Raw genomic sequence first — 17,757 nt, forward strand, 5'->3', positions numbered from 1 at the left:
ATAAATAAAATATATTTTTAACAATCCAACGACAATAATTTCGGAATATCAACACATTTCCACCTTAGTATTTTATGATCAGCACAAGGCCAACAATTCCACTAAAACAGGACAACAAAATGCGTCTTTCTTCTTTTTCAGCGCTTGCTTTGCTCGGCGCATTATCTTCTGCCGCTTTCGCAGCTCCTGAAGAAACCTTGAATTATAATGTGGTGAATATCTCGGCAGAAGCCAGCCGCGATATTTCCAATGACCTGATGAATGCCAATTTATTTGTTGAAAAATCTAATAAACAGCCGGCTGAGCTGGCAGCACAAATCAACCAGTTGATGACGCAGGCCATTAATACTGCTAAAAAATATCCTACGGTAAAAATTGAAACCGGTTCACAGCATACCTATCCAGTCTATGACAACGACAACCGCAAGTTAAGAGAATGGCGTGCTCGTGCGCAGGTACGGATTGAATCGACTGACTTTAAAGCCGCCTCGCAACTGATTGCTGAGCTACAGCAAAACTTCCAGACTGAATCGATTAACTTCACAGTATCTGAAGCAAAACGCAAGAAAGTAGAAAACGAGCTGATGCTTGAAGCTTCGAAAAACTTCCAGCAACGTGCGCAAAGTCTGGCTCAAGCTTGGAACAAACCGGGCTATCAACTGGTGAATCTGAATATCAACACCAATAATTCGGGCTATCCACCTGTGCCACGCATGGCGATGGCCAAATCTGCTTATGCCGAAGCAGTTCCAGAACAGGAAATGGCAGCGGGTGAATCCAAAATGACCGTCAATGCCAATGGTTCTATTCAGTTTAAATAAGTCTTAATAAAATTATTCAGATGTTTAAAAACCACCCTTTTGGGTGGTTTTTTATCACTTGAATATTCTGTGAAAAATCGATGCTACAAATTCATACAAACTCAGATATGAATTGAGCTTTGATCGGTTTAGAGTAACGGACATTTGTGTCAGCCCTCTCTCCTCATGTTACTCGATCAACTAAACCTGTATCTGTTTCATCTTCTCAATGTACCTGACCAAGCCTCGATCTGGATGATTAACTATGCCAGTCTGATAGCGCATGATCTGGTGTATGTATTCCTGCTGATTTTTGCTATTACCTGGCTGCGTGGCAGTCGTGAAATCAAAACAGGGATTATTAAAGCTGCGATCTTCACAGCAATCACCTTGTCGATTAGCGAGGTATTATCTGCCGTTCTAAACACACCCCGCCCTTTTGTCATGGAGGTTGGTCAAACCCTGATTGAGCACGCACCTACAGGTTCATTCCCAAGCAATCACATGAGTATTTTTAGCGGGATTGCCTTTGCCTATTATTTCTCAGCACAACGTGATTTGGGACGAATCCTGCTCTGGACTGCTTGGCTGGTAGCCTGGTCACGGGTTTATGTGGGTGTACATTTTCCGATTGATATGGTGGGAGCATTCCTGATTGCTTTAGCAGTCAATCTTGCCGGCTTACCGCTCTGGTGGAAATATGAGAATAAAATCATGAGCTTTATTTTCAGTATTCATCAATTCCTGTTTAAGCCTTTTATTCGAATGGGATGGATTAAATAAACTTAATCCAAATGTCATAAAAAAATCCCGCTCGAAAGCGGGATTTTTTTATAGACCGAAGATTTAGTAAATCGCCATATGATTACGGTGAATCATCTCTAAAGAACGCGCTTCACCCAAGACCTGATGCACTTTATCTGAGGCCAGACCTTTCACGATTTCCGCTGAACGTGAACTGAAGTTGACACGTCCTACAGCAATGCGGTGACCTTGTCGGTCAACACATTCAACCACATCACCACGGTCAAAATGTCCTTCTACCGCTTTGACACCGACCGGCAACAGGCTACGGTGATTCTCTTTAATGGCTTTAACCGCACCATCATCAATTACCAAACGACCTGCGGTTTGCAGATGCGCTGCCAACCATTGCTGATGTGCAGTCATGCGATCATCATCAGTGATAAATAACGTACCCAACATTTCACCTGCCATCAGGCGCGATAAAACATTGTCGCTATCACCACTAGCGATCAAGGTTGGGCAACCAGATTTCGCAGCCAGACGTGCAGCACGGACTTTGGTCAGCATACCGCCACGACCAAATTTTCCGCCGCCGCCTGCCATATCAAACAGGCTTTCATCCATGGCACGCACGGTATGGAACAGTTTGGCATCCGGATTAGAACGTGGATCCGAGTCAAACATGCCTTCCTGATCAGTCAGGATAATCAGCAGATCTGCGTGAACTTGTCCCGCCACCATCGCAGCTAAGGTATCGTTATCACCAAAGCGAATTTCGTCAGTAGAAACCGTGTCATTTTCATTAATGACCGGAATCACATGCCAGTCAATCAGGTGCTGCAAAGCATCACAAGAGTTGAGATAGCGACGACGGTCTGCCAGGTCATCATGAGTCAATAACACCTGAGCAGTTTGAATGCTGTGTTTTTCCAGCACACTTGACCAGGTCTGGATTAAACCCATCTGACCAATGGCAGCACAAGCCTGAAGACTGGGTAGATCGGTGGGTCGATTCTCAAGTTTCATTCGAACCATACCTTCAGCCACAGCTCCGGAAGAAACGAGAATAATCTCGTGTCCGGCATTGTGTAGATCCGCGATTTGTCCCGCCCAATGCGAGATAGCATCTAAATCTAAACCTTGCCCGTTTGCTGTGAGTAAAGATGATCCGATTTTAACAACGATTCGTTTACAACCCTTGAGCTGACGTTGCCCATCTACCACTTCTATCATCTTGTCCTCAGACTTATCTTTAAAAGATTAACGTACGTAATATACTTCTACGTCGCTGTCGTCATCATCTTCATCATCAAAGTCATCGCCGCCCAGACGTTGAGCGCGACGCATTTCACGATAAGCTTCTTTCGCAGCAATCGTTTGTTCACGTGTTTCAGCTTCAAGCTGATCACGGAATTCTTTCATCTCTGCTGCGTATTCAGGATCTTCAACTTCGCGTTCGCGTTGCTGCTCGATTTGATCCATCAGGTAATACACCACATCCTTAGTTCCTTCAGCCGTTAAGCCTGAAGTTTTAAAGACAGGACCTTCCCACTGCAATTCTTCAAGAATGTGATTACACCATTCATCGCGAGTATCTACAGCAAGCTGATCGACCTTATTCAGAACCAATACCACCGGTAATTTTGAAAGTGTTGGGGAGAATTTTTGCAACTCATTCAAAATCGCTTTGGCATTGTAAGCTGGATCTGAACCGTCAATCGGTTGAACATCGACAATGTGAAGCAGAATACGGGTACGTGCCAAATGTTTCAGGAAGCGAATCCCGAGACCTGCACCTTCTGCCGCACCTTCGATCAGACCTGGAATATCCGCCATTACAAATGAACGGTGACGATCCGCATCCACTACACCCAGATTAGGTACCATGGTCGTAAACGGATAATCTGCCACTTTTGGTTTTGCTGCAGAGACTGCACGGATAAAGGTTGATTTACCTGCGTTTGGCATGCCAAGCAAGCCCACATCAGCCAGTACTTTCAGCTCAAGGCGGATTTCACGGAATTCGCCTTTGGTACCATGCGTACATTTACGCGGAGAACGGTTGGTTGATGATTTAAAGTGGGTATTACCCAAACCACCTTGACCGCCATGTGCCACTAATACTTTCTGGCCATCTTCAACCAGATCGCCAATAATATCGCCAGATTCTGAATCGACGATAGTTGTTCCTACAGGAACTTTTAAAATAACTGATTCGCCACCACGACCAGCACAGTTTGCGCCAGCACCGTTTTTACCACGTTCAGCGCGAAATTTACGGGTATAACGATAATCTACAAGGGTACTCGTGTCGTCGTCAGCCTGAATATAAATGCTGCCGCCACGACCACCATCACCACCATCTGGACCACCAAATGGTACGAACTTTTCACGGCGAAAACTGGCTACGCCATTGCCACCGTCGCCAGCCTCTACGGTAATGACTGCTTCATCAACAAAGCGCATAATGCCAATCCTCTAAAAACTTTAAAAACCGCCTATTCTGCCATATTTTAAAGCATTTCTCGACTATATTTATTGGGCTTTCCATGAAGAAGACCCAATTTAAGATTATTTTATATTATTCAAGCAAAAAGCTGATACAGATTGACGATTTATCAAGAAATTATTGTGAGGAACTTATACAAAATAAAGATCAACAAAATATTTTTACTTGGCTTAAATTTGAGTTAGGTCTTTTCTTATAGTTGAAGTGATTTACTGCTTTAAGCTTAATTTTCTTGATTGTGTTTTACTCTTTGATTGAGTTGATTTTGAAAAAATAACTTATTTGTAATCCAAAAGAAAATTAGAAACTGTCTTATTAAGTTTTATAAAAAACAAGGTTGATGAGATAATTTCTAAGCTCTTGATTCGATTTATTAGCTTCACCTACTGTCATATCAAGATCATTTTCATATTTTAAATAATTAGCTTTAAAGTAAGTATCATCATTACCATATGTTCCAATATGATCACAGAGTTCTTTTATACCTTCATTCACCAACTCACATTCAGAATTAAAATTATTTACCAATGTCTTTAATTCTATATTTTCCTCTTGATACCGAACTATCATATCCAGATTCTTTTTGAGTGAAGATGTTCGATCTTTTAATTTTTCAATTTCAAAAAGATACTGGTTATTAAAAAGTTTTTCTCTATTTTCACTTAATTGCCATGATCTAAATTGATATTTCACACCATTTGCTACATCTATCAAATGATTCTCTAATTCAAGCAAAGATGCATAATTATCTTTAGACATACTAGATAGAATTTCACTCCCTTTCTGCTCTCTCCAACTCGTATAAGTCATCAATACTGCTATTGGAGCAAAGATTGAAGCTGATCAAAGTAAAAGATTAGTCGCTAAAGTGAGATCAACTTCTAAAAGTCGAAAGATCGCATAAATTGCGATGCATAAAGTTAGGATAATTGCGTACACTGCCAATAATCGAGCAACTAAATTTTCTGATTTATCCATTTATTGCTTCCCCCAAAAGCAATTTAATTTTTATTTAGTAACACGCTCTTTATTTTCCAAAATCTCTGGCAAACTGCGCTCTACCCAGCCAATCAAATAGTTTATTTTTTCTGCTGCTTGCGAACCGGTAATGGTCAATTGATATTCCACTTTGGGTGGCACAACGGGATAAACCGTTCTTAAAATAAAACCATCTTGCTCCAACATTTTTAAGGTTTGCGCCAGCATTTTTTCACTGACCCCTTCAATTCGCTGTTTCAGCTCACTAAAGCGATGTACACCTTCACTTAAACAGCGCAATACTAGCACTGACCATTTATTGGTGAGATGTTCCAGTATTTCACGGGATGGGCATTCATTAGATAGCACCTGTCCCAACAATGGACTGATTGCATACTTGGTCATTGAAGAGTTCCTTTCTTGATCACGGTTTTTAGTTATTACTTACTATTTTTAATGTACTTACCATTTGTAAGCTAACAGATTCATATGAGCGTATCAAGGTGAATTTTCCATCAATTAATGTATATGATTTTATTAAGCTGATTGGCCAACTTTATTTTCCACAATAAAAAAGAGCCTCAAAAGAGGCTCTTTTTTTAGATGACTTCTACAAATTATGCATTTGTTTCAGCAGGAACTTTTGGATAGCTTACGCCGCCCATTTGTTCAGCAATGCGAAGTACCTGGCAGCTATAACCTACTTCGTTATCATACCAAACGTAGCAAGTTAAACGGTTGCCTGAAGTGATGGTCGCTTGAGCGTCGAATACACCTGCAGTACGAGAACCGATAAAGTCAGAAGATACAACTTCAGTCGAGTTTGTATAACCGATTTGACCTTGAAGGTTAGAATTGATTGAGATTTGGCGAATGTATTCATTTACTTCATCACGATCAACTTCTTTGTCTAAAGTCAGGTTCAGAATTGCAAGAGATACGTTTGGCGTAGGAACACGTACAGAGTTACCAGTCAACTTGCCTTTCAGTGCAGGAAGTGCTTTCGCAACCGCTTTAGCAGCACCAGTCTCAGTAATAACCATGTTCAATGTTGCAGCACGGCCACGACGATCAGCTTTATGGTAGTTGTCGATCAGGTTCTGGTCGTTTGTGAACGAGTGAACTGTTTCAACGTGACCATTGATCACTGTGTATTTGTCGTTTAACACTTTCAGTGTTGGAGTGATCGCATTGGTAGTACAGCTTGCAGCAGAGATGATTTGATCTTCATCAAGGATGTCAGCCTGGTTCACACCAAATACAACGTTCTTCATGTCACCTTTACCAGGTGCAGTCAGAATTACGCGAGCAGCGCCTGGACATTTCAGGTGTTGAGCAAGACCTTCAGCATCACGCCATTTACCAGTGTTGTCGATCACTAAAGCATTTTCGATACCGTATGCAGTGTAATCCACTTCAGATGGATTAGATGCATAGATCACTTTGATGAACTGGCCGTTTGCAATGATTGCTTCGTTTTCTTCGTCTACAGAAATCGTACCCGCAAATGGACCGTGGATTGAGTCACGACGTAATAAAGACGCACGTTTTTCAAGGTCACCGTCAGATGATTTACGAACTACGATTGCTTTCAGGTTCAAGCCGCGGCCTAGACCTGACTGGCTGATCATCAAACGGGCCAGGATACGACCGATACGACCGAAACCGTAAAGCACCACGTCTTTACCTTCTACAGAAGTTGCATTGCCTTCAAGTGATTTCACAGCGTCAGCAACGAATGCGTTAACATCACCACCTTTTGCTTTGAATTCAACAGCAAGTTTGCCTAGATCAATTTCAGCAGTACCGATGTTTTCCACTTTTGCCAATGCTTCAAGGATTGGGAAAGTGTCTACAACAGAAAGCTCAACGTCTAATACGCGAGTACGACGATGCGCTTTAAGGATCTGGATTACAGAACGGTTAATTAAAGAGCGACCGTAAACTGTAGCTACGATATTTTTTTCACGATATAACTGACCTACTAGGGCAATCATACGTTCCGCAAGTTCTTCACGGTTTTTCCAACGACCTTGGTGCTCTGCATGGAGGGCAACGATAGTGTCTTTGCTCACAGATACGTCCTCTAATTAATTGTAAATCTAAGCATAAATTTCAAAACCCGATAATTGTAATGGAATTGGCCGCAAGTTTGAATCAAAAGCTGATTAACTCTGGCCGAAAATCCGATATATTCACTATAAATTTTGAAAATAATTGTAATTAGTCAGATGATTTTGCATTTAAAATTTGAAAAATCATCTATTCCCTGTAAAAACCAGATTTTTGTTAAATGTTGTTTATTCAGCCAAATTTATCATTCAAGAATCTAAACGTTTCTGATAACGCTCTAAATTTTGTGCTAGTGTCAGGCGTCTTTTTCGTTGTTCAATAATGTGTAGTATACCTTCAATTACCAACAATACGACGGCCAGCCAGATCGGAAGATAGGTCAGCCATTCGCCGGCTTCAACCCGCTCCCCTAATGCCATAGACGCAAAAGCCAAAAGTACTGGCTCCAGATAGCTCAATAGCCCAAAGATGACAAAAGGCAAATAGCGGCTTGCCAGAATATAGCTTCCCAATCCTAACGCACTTAAAAAGCCTAGACCCAATACCGCAAAAATCAGATGCTGCGCATTAAGAATCAATTGCATGGAATCGCTATGAATAAAGCCCAGATAAATCGCGACAGGCAGAATGATGAAGAGGTCCCACCAGAAACCGCCTAAATGATCCGTCTGGAATTTACGGCGCATAAAGAAGTACAGCGGATATGCCAGTGCCACATAGACCGTTTCCCAGGCAATGAAACCAATCCGCCAGATTTCATGTCCCACACCTAATATGGCCAGTGCGACTGCTGCCATCTGCCAGCGCGATAGTTTTTCCTTATAAAGCACACATCCGACCAGCACCATGACTAAGGGCAACAGGAAATATCCCAAGGATACCTGTAAACCGCGGCCATTAATTGGTCCCCATAAAAAGAGCCACAACTGTGTCGTACATAACAGGGAACTGATGATCAACCAGAGCAGAAAAGCAGGTTGTTTGAGAATGCGTTTTAAAATTTGAGTGATATGGCTGAGGTCACCTGACCACCACATGAACGCAGTCAAAAATGGAATGGTCGCCAGCATCCGCCAGGCAAAGGTTTGTTCACTGTCTAAAGGCTGCAACAATGGCGTGAATATATACAGGACACCAAATACCACTGATGCTAATACCGATAATGCAATGCCTTTATACATGCTTCAAACCCAAAATCATTCCGGCGCATTATAACGATTAGTCTAAAATAAAGCTTGAAGATTCATCTGACCAAAGGTGACAACAAGGCAAAATACATGATTCAAAAAAGAAAGCATTAAAAAACCATGCCGAAGCATGGTTTTTATACATAGCCCGAGTGGCCTTTTATTTTCTTGCCTGTTGGGTTTGTTTGGTATGAATCACATCACTCAAATCATAACCCACAGATTGCGCATATTGCAGGTATTCATTCACCACATTCTGATCCAGTTGAGGATCACGTGACAATACCCACATATATTTACGTTTTGGCTCACCGACCAGTACGGTTTGATAATTATCATCCAGCTTCAATACCCAATAATCGCCACGGCCCACTGGTAACCAGCGAATAAACTCTGGTAAGAAACTTACCTTAAGCTTGGTGTTATAAGGTGCATTCTGAATGTATGCCTCACCTACGGATTGAGTCACCTGACCATTTTTCTGGATACAGCGGTTATCTACATTAACGTTACCATTTTCATTTAATGTATACGTCGCCGTAACGTCACGATCACACTTGTTCTGGAATGTAAGTGGCTTACGAGCCACTTCATACCAGGTGCCCAAATAACGGTCCAGTTCAACTTTCTCTACAGTGGGTAAAGAATCGTTCTTGGCATAAGCCATGGTTGCAGCCCCGAGTCCAAGTAGAACTGCACTACCCACTGCAATTTTTGCAAGTTTCAATCCCGCATGAGGGAGATTATTTTTAGTTGTCATACGATACCTATTTGATCAGGACAAAATTTTCAACATGAATATTTCGTACTTACAATAGCGGCATCCGCAGACATATTTTGTAGCATTATGTTAGGTTTGTGATTGATTTTACGTAATTTAAATCTGTAATTTACACACAGACCTAACTTAACATCTGCGCTTTTAAACGTAAAATTTCATCCCGTATACGTGCAGCCTGCTCAAACTGTAGTTCTTTTGAAGCCTTGAGCATTTCTTTTTCCAGTTTATTGATATGCTTCGCGAACATCTTTGGATCGGCCATGATATGGCGTTCATCTGCACTAATTGCACGGGCCTGATCGGAAGCTTTCAGCTCAATAGTTTCATCATCCAGCACTTCGCCTGTATCAATTTCCTTAATCACCTGACGTACTGCACTACGTGGTGTAATGCCATGCTCTTCATTAAACTGGATCTGTTTGGCACGACGGCGTTCAGTCTCATCAATCGCTTTTTGCATAGAATCGGTAATGCGATCCGCATACAAAATCGCTTTACCTTTCAAGTTACGCGCTGCACGACCAATGGTCTGGATCAGTGAACGCTCTGAACGCAGGAAACCTTCTTTATCCGCATCCAAAATCGCAACCAGTGAAACTTCTGGCATATCTAGACCTTCACGCAGCAGGTTAATGCCGACCAGAACATCGTGCACACCGGTACGCAGCTCATGAATAATTTTCACACGCTCAACAGTATCAATATCGGAGTGCAAATAGGCCACCTTGATTCCATATTCTTTTAAATAGGATGTCAGGTCTTCCGCCATACGCTTGGTCAAGGTCGTCACCAGCACACGCTCATTCATTTCCTTACGAATATTGATTTCAGACAATACATCATCGACCTGTGTCAAGACTGGACGGATTTCAATTTCCGGATCAATCAGACCGGTTGGACGAACCACCTGCTCGACTACCTGTTCAGATTTTTCCAGTTCATATCGTGCAGGTGTGGCACTGACGTACACGGTCGTCGGTACAATACGTTCCCATTCCTCAAATTTCATTGGACGGTTATCCAGTGCACTTGGCAAGCGGAAACCGTAATTCACCAGATTTTCTTTACGGGAACGGTCACCTTTGTACATGGCTCCAATTTGTGGAACAGTCACGTGCGATTCATCGATAATCAGCAAGGCATCATCGGGTACATAATCAAAAAGCGTCGGCGGTGCTTCGCCTGCCGGACGACCCGATAAATGACGTGAATAGTTTTCGATACCGTTGGTATAACCGAGCTGCTGCATCATTTCCAGATCATAACGGGTACGCTGCTCGATCCGCTGAGCTTCCAGCAACTTGTCATTTTCACGGAAAAAGACCAGACGTTCTTTTAATTCATCTCGAATGGTTTCAATCGCGCGAGCCAAATTGTCTTTCGGTGTTACATAGTGACTTTTAGGATAGATCGTGACACGCGGCACTTTACGGATCATTTTCCCGGTTAAAGGATCAAACCAGCGAATGGAGTCGACTTCATCATCAAACAGCTCAATCCGGATGGCATCCTGATCCGATTCGGCTGGGAAAATATCAATGATCTCACCACGAATACGATAGGTACCGCGCAGGAATTCCAGTTCATTACGCGAATACTGCATTTCAACCAGACGGCGAATAATATCATCACGTCCAATACGGTCGCCTTCGACCACATGCAGCAACATGCTCATATAGGCATTCGGATCACCCAGACCGTAAATCGCAGACACTGAAGCGACAATAATTGCGTCGCGACGTTCTAAAAGTGCACGGGTGGCCGAAAGACGCATCTGGTCAATGTGGTCATTAATTGCCGCATCTTTCTCGATAAAGGTATCTGAAGATGGCACATAGGCTTCTGGCTGATAGTAGTCATAATAACTGACGAAATATTCAACCGCATTATTCGGGAAAAATGCTTTAAATTCACCGTAGAGCTGTGCAGCCAGCGTTTTGTTATGGGCCATGACAATAGTCGGACGCTGGGTACGGGCGATGACATTGGCCATAGTATAGGTTTTACCTGAACCGGTAACCCCCAGCAAAAGCTGATCGTGATAGCCTTTTTCTATACCCTTGACCAGCTTTTCAATGGCCTGTGGCTGATCGCCAGCAGGTTGATAATTGGTCACCAGTTCAAAGGGTTGTTTATCACTCATAGCTTTAATCATTTCACTGCGGATATCGACTCAATTTATTATGGGGGTAAAACTGAATTACTCAATCCCTATCCAGGTTTCTGTTTGGTAAAATAAAACAGTATCATTGTCATTATTTTATAGTGCTTTACTTTACTTAGATTTAATGAATAAGGTACAGATCAATCCAAATCAATTTTGAATTATGCAACAATCAATATAAAATTGAGATCTTTAAAAATTATAAAAAATTGGCAGGATAATGAAAGATAAAGAGTATCGTGAAATCGTGACTAAGAATCAGTTTCGCTATATGGGCACAATCATATTTTGTTTGGGCCTTTTCTATTTAGTTAGCGTTATTTACTTTCTTATTCAAAAACACTTTTTTTAAAACTCACCCATGAGTATCACTTGTGCAAAAGAATAAATTAAGCATTTTCAGACAACAACTTTATTTAGGTTTACTCGGTATGCTGTTTTGGATCATGGGTGGAATATTGTCCTATCTGTTTGGCTAGTCCTGCATAATAATACCTTGACCCTTATTCAATTCAAAGGCAACATGAAGCTAATCAGGACATCGAATAAAAAAGCCATGACTTACCATTATCACGATGAAAGTATTGTTAAATCTCTGCCAGAAAATACGGTATTTGTTTTCGGAAGCAACTTGGCTGGACAACATGCCGGAGGAGCAGCCAGAACAGCTTATGAGCATTTTGGGGCGGTCATGGGGGTTGGTCGTGGCTGGGCAGGTCAAAGTTATGCCATTCCGACTATGAATGAGCATTTGCAACAGATGCCTCTCTCACAGATCCAGCACTATATTGATGACTTCAAGATTTACACCAAGAACCATCCTAAAATTAAATATTTTATTACTTCGGTCGGTTGTGGCATTGCTGGTTATAAAGTCGAAGAGATCGCTCCAATGTTCAAAGGCATTTCTCACAATGTCATTTTTCCGCAATCTTTCCGGCCTTTTGTAGAAAAAGCGCTTCCGAAAATTACGTCGCAATTCCTGCATACCATCTTTCGGGATTCAGTGATTTTTACTCCGGCGACAGATGAGCTGATTGATGTTCTGGCACTGACCGATAATGAAAAGAGTCTGGCCAAAATTCTGCTCAATACTCAGATTTATCCGGTCGACAGCAATGGTCGTGATCGTGTATTCGAGATTGAAGATATTCTGCATAACCTGAATGGCAAGATTTTTGACTTTCAGAATAATTCTGAAGGTTCCATGCTGTTTGGTGCCGTAATTCTGGCGCTACTGGAACTTTATAATATCAATGAAAAAGACTTTATTGATGTCTGGAAAGGCGATCGTGAGATTGCCCCGCCAAAACCTGAAAATAAGGCGCGTAAAACAGTTCGCTAAGAAAATCTCAAATTTTACTCATAAAAAAGCCATGAACTTCATGGCTTTTTTATTTTTTAACGTTTGCCCATTGAACGGCGTGTACCACGAGGTGGCATCCAAGTCCGGTCGGCATAACGCTGCGGTTTAGGTCGCAGATCTTCCAGAACTTCATCTGAAGCAGATTGCTCTGCCTGTTTTAATGGAAACGGTAAATTAACCAGTGGCTTTTTCTTGGGAGAATTTTGGGAGCTCATGCGCAATACTCAATAATTTATGCGGCTATTGTACAAAAAAACTCTATCTGCTGTGTAGCATCGGTTAGCTAAATTTATTCAAGCTTTTTCTAGTAGGTTTTGAGCGGAAAATTTGCTGATTTCTTGTATAAATTACGTCCAGAGCAGAAAACTTAAATCATTATTTAAAACTTAGATTAATGAGAAAAATGTTACTCACTTATTATTCTATTACTTCGATAAAACTGAAAATTTTATAAAAATTAATATCCTATTTATCTTCACTATTCATAATAATTTTTACATAAATATATATTTTATTAATACAATTTATACAAATTTTGGAATTTTTTACTTTCTGTTAACTTTTCACTACTCGTTCTGTAACTGTGTAAATTGGTGAGATTTAACTAAATTGTTCAATAGAAAAACAAATAACTAGCACGGACAAGGAGTCCTCTGAACAATGAAGACAATCATGGTATGCATGGCAGGTCTAGCCACACTACCCCTGCTTGCACATGCAGAATCCCCATATTTCAGCCTACAGGATGGCGATGGCTTTAAGCGATTTTCCGTTTCAGTCGGTGCACTGCATGTCATGCCACAAGGAAAAGCACAACCATTTGCGGTAAATACAGCAGTTCAAGATGGTGAAACGGCTAAAGTTGGTGACATCTCGATCGCTGCAGTCAAAGGCAATCTTGATCCTGCTATGGAGTCGAATCTTTCAACCGGCTTCATTAACCTCATCGATGGCTTAGGCGGAAAAACTTTATCTGGCAATTTAAGTGGCAGTGCAGAGATTTATGGCTTGGAAAGCTGGAATAATGCTGGAACAGGTCTGGAAGCTGATGATGTCACTACACTCGGGATCATGACCAACTATTTCTTTACCGACAATGTCTCACTGGAAATAAAAGCCGGCATTCCTCCCAAAGTCGACTTGCAAGGTAAAGGCAAGATTTATGCACCATTCTCTGCAATGGCAACGCCAAGTATTGATTTAATTCCTCAAATACCGGGTGGCATTGATTTACCGAGTATTGACTTAAAAAATGACATCCCGATTACGGATCTGGAAGCATATGGACCGGCAGCATCTGCACGTGCCTGGACCCCGGCTTTTGAATTTCAGTACCATTTTGGCAAAACAGGTGTCAATAAATTCCGTCCTTATGTCGGGCTTGGACTCATGTATGCCTATTTCAATGAACTGGAAATCAATTCAAGTACTGAACAAGACCTGATTAAAGCCGGTCATATGATTGCCAACATTAAGGAAGGCAAAGCTGGCGCTTCTCTAGATGGGATAGAAAGTAGTGCTAATCCAAAAGTTGATCTGGAAGCGTCTGATGCTTTTGCTCCTGTCGCGACTGTCGGCTTCACTTATGACTTTAATGATACCTGGTTCGCGGTAGGTTCTGTATCTTATGCTCATCTGAAAAATGACACCACGATTACGGTAACAGATGCAAATCTAGGTGAACTGATTCGCTCCAAAGCCGATATTGAAGTCAATCCAATTCTGGCCTATGCCGGATTCGGGATGCGTTTCTAATCAATTAATTCTTTCATTAAAAAAAACTGAATACTTCAGGACAACGGCTACGGCCGTTGTTCTGTTTTCTGACGTTCTATGCAGCTATAAAAAAAATTTATCGTTTGATTAATTTTTATTTTATCGCCTCTCTAGGTTGAATCGAATACTATACCTATCAACTTTATATGCATGAATGACTTATGGCTGACAGTCAATTTTCCAGAACCCTGATTTGTATGCTGATTGGCGCTGCCATTATTCTGGCTTTATCTTTGGGGATTCGTCATGCATTTGGCCTGTATCTGGTGCCAATGAGTGAAGAATTTGGCTGGGGTCATAATGTCTTTAGTTTAGCCATTGCCATGCAGAACCTGATCTGGGGTGCTGTTCAGCCCATTACTGGTGCCTTCGCTGATAAATATGGCAGCAAGATTGTTGTTGCCATTGGCGGTGCCTTATATGCGCTTGGCCTGTTATTGATGGCTGTCAGTTCAACCGGATTATTGTTGAATCTCAGCGTCGGGCTGATTTTAGGTCTGGCCTTGTCTGCCACCTCTTTCCCGGTTTTATTATCTGCGGTTGGACGAGCTGCACCACCTGAAAAACGTAGTCTGGCAATGGGGATTGCCAGTGCAGCAGGCTCCTTCGGCCAGTTTATTATGCTGCCTTCAACATTATTACTTTTACAAAATGTCGGCTGGTCAGCAGCACTTGTCGTTAGCTCAATTTTAATCGCTTTGATTGTACCTTTGGCCTGGATGCTAAAAGCCCCGATGTATGTCGATCCGAATGCGACTCCTACACCGAATAAGGTATCACTCAGCTTTAAAGAGATTTTAGTGGTAGTCAAAAACCATAAGCCATTCTGGTTTCTGGCGATGGGCTTTTTTGTCTGTGGCTTTCAGGTGGTCTTTATCGGGATTCACCTGCCGGGTTATCTGATTGATCATGGGTTCAATGCTACAACTGGCACCATTTTCCTGGCGCTGGTCGGCCTATTTAATGTTGTCGGTACCTATACGGCTGGCTGGCTCGGTGGAAAGTATTCCAAACCACGTCTGCTAATGGGTTTATACGGTTTGCGCGGGATTGCGATTATCGCCTTTCTGATGCTGCCTTTAAGCACCTGGACGGTCTATGCGTTTGGTGTCATCATGGGATTATTATGGCTTTCTACCGTACCGCTCACTAACGGTATTGTTGCCAACATGTTTGGCGTGAAATATCTAACTATGCTCAGCGGGATTGTATTCTTTACCCATCAGGTCGGTTCATTCTTTGGCGGCTGGCTCGGTGGTTTAAACCATGACATGAGTGGTAACTATAATGCGGTATGGATGTTGTCGATTGCCTTAAGTATTTTTGGCGTACTGGTGCACTTATGGGTAAATGAGGAGCAAATCGTACATGACTGATTCGACCTTTCTGCTCAAGCTTTCCATTGCGGTAGCGATGGTACTTCTCCTCTCTACTTCTTTATGGCTCTGGAGCCAGACTCCAGAACTGTTTGAGTACTTTAATCAGGCGTTTTGTGCACATTAATTGTCAAATATTTGACATTTTTCAGCAGCTTTAGGACTTTGTTTTGCCATATTAATTAAAAGATATCAAATCAATCATTTAGATATTTTTATTCGGTTTTTCATAAGTTTAGCAATTCTTTTGATTTTATTTTTGCTCTGGTTTTTTTTAGATTTTCTGCAACAAGAAAATTCAGAGACTTTCCAATGACAAGCTTGACCCAACTTTCACAAGCCATTCACGATGCACCACGCTGGCATCAGCAAGATCAGTTCCAGAATACTGATGAAATCAAAATTGTCCCGCAGGCAGATCAAGCCCTAGGCGCAGTGGTTTATGGCCTCGATGCCCGTAAAGCCCAATCTGGCGAAACCATCCTGCGTCTGAAGCAGGCTCTGGCTGAACAATTGATCCTGATCTTTAAGAATCAAAGTCTGGATGATCTACAGTATCTGGCATTTGCCACCTATTTCGGTTCGATTTTCCGTCCAGATGCCGACACGCCAGTGCTGGCTTCTAAAACAGATACGGGCACTCCACCTGATGTCGTACCAGTTTCCAATGCAGTCGGTCAAGGGGATTACACCGGTCACGGTGAACTTGCACCGCATGCCGATCACCAGTGGACACCATTACCTTCTTTTGGCTCTTTACTCTATGCCATTGAACTGCCAAAAGACGGTGGCCAGACGTCCTGGATCAATACCATCAAGGCTTATGAAGCCTTAGATGAAAAAACCAAAGCAAAAATCGATCAGTTACAGCTCATTACCTATAATCCATTTGTACGCTTCCAGAGCAATAAAGGTGGTAATGCTTATGCAGGTAATATGCCAAAATATCGCTTTAAAGATCAGCCAATTTTAGGTCATGCCTACCCGCACCCACTGGTACGTACCCATCCTGAATCTGGCCGTAAAGCACTTTGGTTAAATACTCATACCGAAGTTGAGTTGGTAAATTATGATGATCAGGCAGGCAATGAACTGATTGCAAAATTACGTGAGCATGTCTTAAAACCTGAATTCGCTTATGAGCACCATTGGGAAGCAGGCGATATCGTGTTCTGGGACAATCAGGTTACTCTACATTCACGCCGTCCTTTCCCTGCTGATCAGCGCCGTTTATTAAAACGTATCAGCCTGGCAGGTAGTCGTCCATTTTAATCACCATAAAAATATAATAAAGAGAAAGGTCATTTAAGCCTTCGACAATAACGACTCATCATGTAGATTTTCCGCCATTGAGGAATGACCGCCTCAATGGTTTTATTTTTAAATTTTTAGTCATCCTATTTTGGGAATATCAGGATAGAGGTTTTAAATTAAATTTTTTAAAAATACAGCTTTTAACAAAATCGGTGATTGGATTACTTTTTCTCACTCAAACTGCCTAGTGTATTTTTCCTTTTCTGCTTAGCGTATTAAAAACAAGCGATTACTATAGCCGCAAAAAGGAGAAAAAAATGAACGAGATTCAGTTTTCAGATTGTGTCCGCGCATGTATGACCTGCTCGCTGGCCTGTACCAACTGTGCCAGTGCCTGCCTGAAAGAAGAACATTTAGAAATGATGCGGGAATGTATTCAGCGCTGTCTGGACTGTGCTGATCTGTGTCAGCTCTGCGCCCGCATGCAACAAAAGCAATCTCCATTTATCAAAGAGATTTGCGAGCTATGTGCTAAAGCTTGCGATTATTGTGTAGAAGAATGTGGCCATCATGAGGATGATCATTGCCAGCAATGTGCCGAAGCTTGCCGTCGCTGTGCTGAAGAATGCCGCAAAATGGCAGCCTAATTTCCAGCATTACTGACAAGATTGAATTTTTTCAATCTGGAAAATAAAAAACCCGCAAGCCAAACCTGCGGGTTTTTGATCTAACCTGAATAAATCAAA

The 17,757-nt window shown here is 41.9% G+C and carries 17 protein-coding genes; 8 read left to right on the forward strand and 9 right to left on the reverse strand.

Annotation, left to right across the window (positions count from 1 at the left end):
* Positions 1-119: 119 nt before the first annotated feature.
* Entirely contained in the window at positions 120-821 is a 702-nt protein-coding gene (locus tag FTU03_RS05585) for an SIMPL domain-containing protein (protein WP_034703657.1), read from the forward strand.
* A 165-nt stretch (positions 822-986) separates the two neighbouring features.
* Complete coding sequence (locus FTU03_RS05590; protein WP_179992247.1) at positions 987-1,583, forward strand: phosphatase PAP2 family protein; 597 nt, start codon at positions 987-989, stop codon at positions 1,581-1,583.
* 63 nt (positions 1,584-1,646) lie between these two features.
* Here FTU03_RS05590 and proB read toward each other — a convergent pair whose 3' ends face one another.
* From proB to uvrB, 8 genes are all read right to left on the reverse strand, one after another.
* Positions 1,647-2,780: a glutamate 5-kinase gene (proB, locus tag FTU03_RS05595; RefSeq protein WP_005234922.1), complete on the reverse strand. Its 1,134-nt coding sequence runs from the start codon at positions 2,778-2,780 to the stop codon at positions 1,647-1,649.
* 27 nt (positions 2,781-2,807) lie between these two features.
* The gene (cgtA, locus tag FTU03_RS05600) at positions 2,808-4,013 is read right to left on the reverse strand and encodes an Obg family GTPase CgtA (RefSeq protein WP_004782712.1); all 1,206 of its coding nucleotides are present in this window, start codon (positions 4,011-4,013) and stop codon (positions 2,808-2,810) included.
* Positions 4,014-4,371: 358 nt separating this feature from the next.
* Positions 4,372-4,866, reverse strand: coding sequence for a hypothetical protein (locus tag FTU03_RS16180; protein WP_227607459.1), 495 nt, complete (start codon positions 4,864-4,866; stop codon positions 4,372-4,374).
* 198 nt (positions 4,867-5,064) lie between these two features.
* Positions 5,065-5,439, reverse strand: coding sequence for a helix-turn-helix domain-containing protein (locus tag FTU03_RS05610; protein ID WP_125278388.1), 375 nt, complete (start codon positions 5,437-5,439; stop codon positions 5,065-5,067).
* Positions 5,440-5,651: 212 nt separating this feature from the next.
* Positions 5,652-7,109 (reverse strand): glyceraldehyde-3-phosphate dehydrogenase, encoded by a 1,458-nt coding sequence (locus FTU03_RS05615; RefSeq protein WP_004782721.1) that lies wholly within the window; start codon positions 7,107-7,109, stop codon positions 5,652-5,654.
* 246 nt (positions 7,110-7,355) lie between these two features.
* Entirely contained in the window at positions 7,356-8,288 is a 933-nt protein-coding gene (gene rarD, locus FTU03_RS05620) for an EamA family transporter RarD (protein WP_179992246.1), read from the reverse strand.
* A gap of 166 nt (positions 8,289-8,454) precedes the next feature.
* Positions 8,455-9,054: a lipocalin family protein gene (locus tag FTU03_RS05625; RefSeq protein ID WP_179992245.1), complete on the reverse strand. Its 600-nt coding sequence runs from the start codon at positions 9,052-9,054 to the stop codon at positions 8,455-8,457.
* 142 nt (positions 9,055-9,196) lie between these two features.
* Positions 9,197-11,218 carry an excinuclease ABC subunit UvrB gene (uvrB, locus tag FTU03_RS05630; RefSeq protein WP_034170047.1) on the reverse strand — a complete coding sequence of 674 codons (2,022 nt, stop codon included), beginning with the start codon at positions 11,216-11,218 and terminating at the stop codon, positions 9,197-9,199.
* A gap of 577 nt (positions 11,219-11,795) precedes the next feature.
* Here uvrB and FTU03_RS05635 point away from each other — a divergent pair.
* Entirely contained in the window at positions 11,796-12,584 is a 789-nt protein-coding gene (locus tag FTU03_RS05635) for a hypothetical protein (protein WP_034580895.1), read from the forward strand.
* 56 nt (positions 12,585-12,640) lie between these two features.
* Here the strand turns inward: FTU03_RS05635 and FTU03_RS05640 are convergent, their stop codons facing one another.
* A complete protein-coding gene (locus FTU03_RS05640; protein WP_004782731.1) occupies positions 12,641-12,820 on the reverse strand; it encodes a hypothetical protein in 180 nt (59 codons plus the stop codon).
* A 445-nt stretch (positions 12,821-13,265) separates the two neighbouring features.
* Here FTU03_RS05640 and FTU03_RS05645 point away from each other — a divergent pair, with 445 nt between their 5' ends.
* The 5 genes from FTU03_RS05645 to FTU03_RS05660 all read left to right on the forward strand — a co-directional run bounded on the left by FTU03_RS05645 (position 13,266) and on the right by FTU03_RS05660 (position 17,658).
* Positions 13,266-14,360, forward strand: a complete 1,095-nt coding sequence (locus FTU03_RS05645; RefSeq protein ID WP_034702885.1) for an OmpW family protein — start codon at positions 13,266-13,268, stop codon at positions 14,358-14,360.
* A 182-nt stretch (positions 14,361-14,542) separates the two neighbouring features.
* A complete protein-coding gene (locus FTU03_RS05650) occupies positions 14,543-15,757 on the forward strand; it encodes an MFS transporter (RefSeq protein WP_179992244.1) in 1,215 nt (404 codons plus the stop codon).
* Positions 15,750-15,884, forward strand: coding sequence for a hypothetical protein (locus FTU03_RS16185; RefSeq protein WP_257224148.1), 135 nt, complete (start codon positions 15,750-15,752; stop codon positions 15,882-15,884). The genes FTU03_RS05650 and FTU03_RS16185 overlap by 8 nt, the downstream gene beginning before the upstream one ends.
* Positions 15,885-16,069: 185 nt before the next feature.
* Positions 16,070-17,029 (forward strand): TauD/TfdA family dioxygenase, encoded by a 960-nt coding sequence (locus FTU03_RS05655; RefSeq protein ID WP_179992243.1) that lies wholly within the window; start codon positions 16,070-16,072, stop codon positions 17,027-17,029.
* Between the two features lie 299 nt (positions 17,030-17,328).
* Entirely contained in the window at positions 17,329-17,658 is a 330-nt protein-coding gene (locus FTU03_RS05660) for a four-helix bundle copper-binding protein (protein WP_004782738.1), read from the forward strand.
* Positions 17,659-17,757 lie beyond the last annotated feature (99 nt).

The sequence above is a fragment of the Acinetobacter sp. YH12046 genome, from assembly GCF_013419905.1.
In the GTDB taxonomy this organism is placed as follows: domain Bacteria; phylum Pseudomonadota; class Gammaproteobacteria; order Pseudomonadales; family Moraxellaceae; genus Acinetobacter.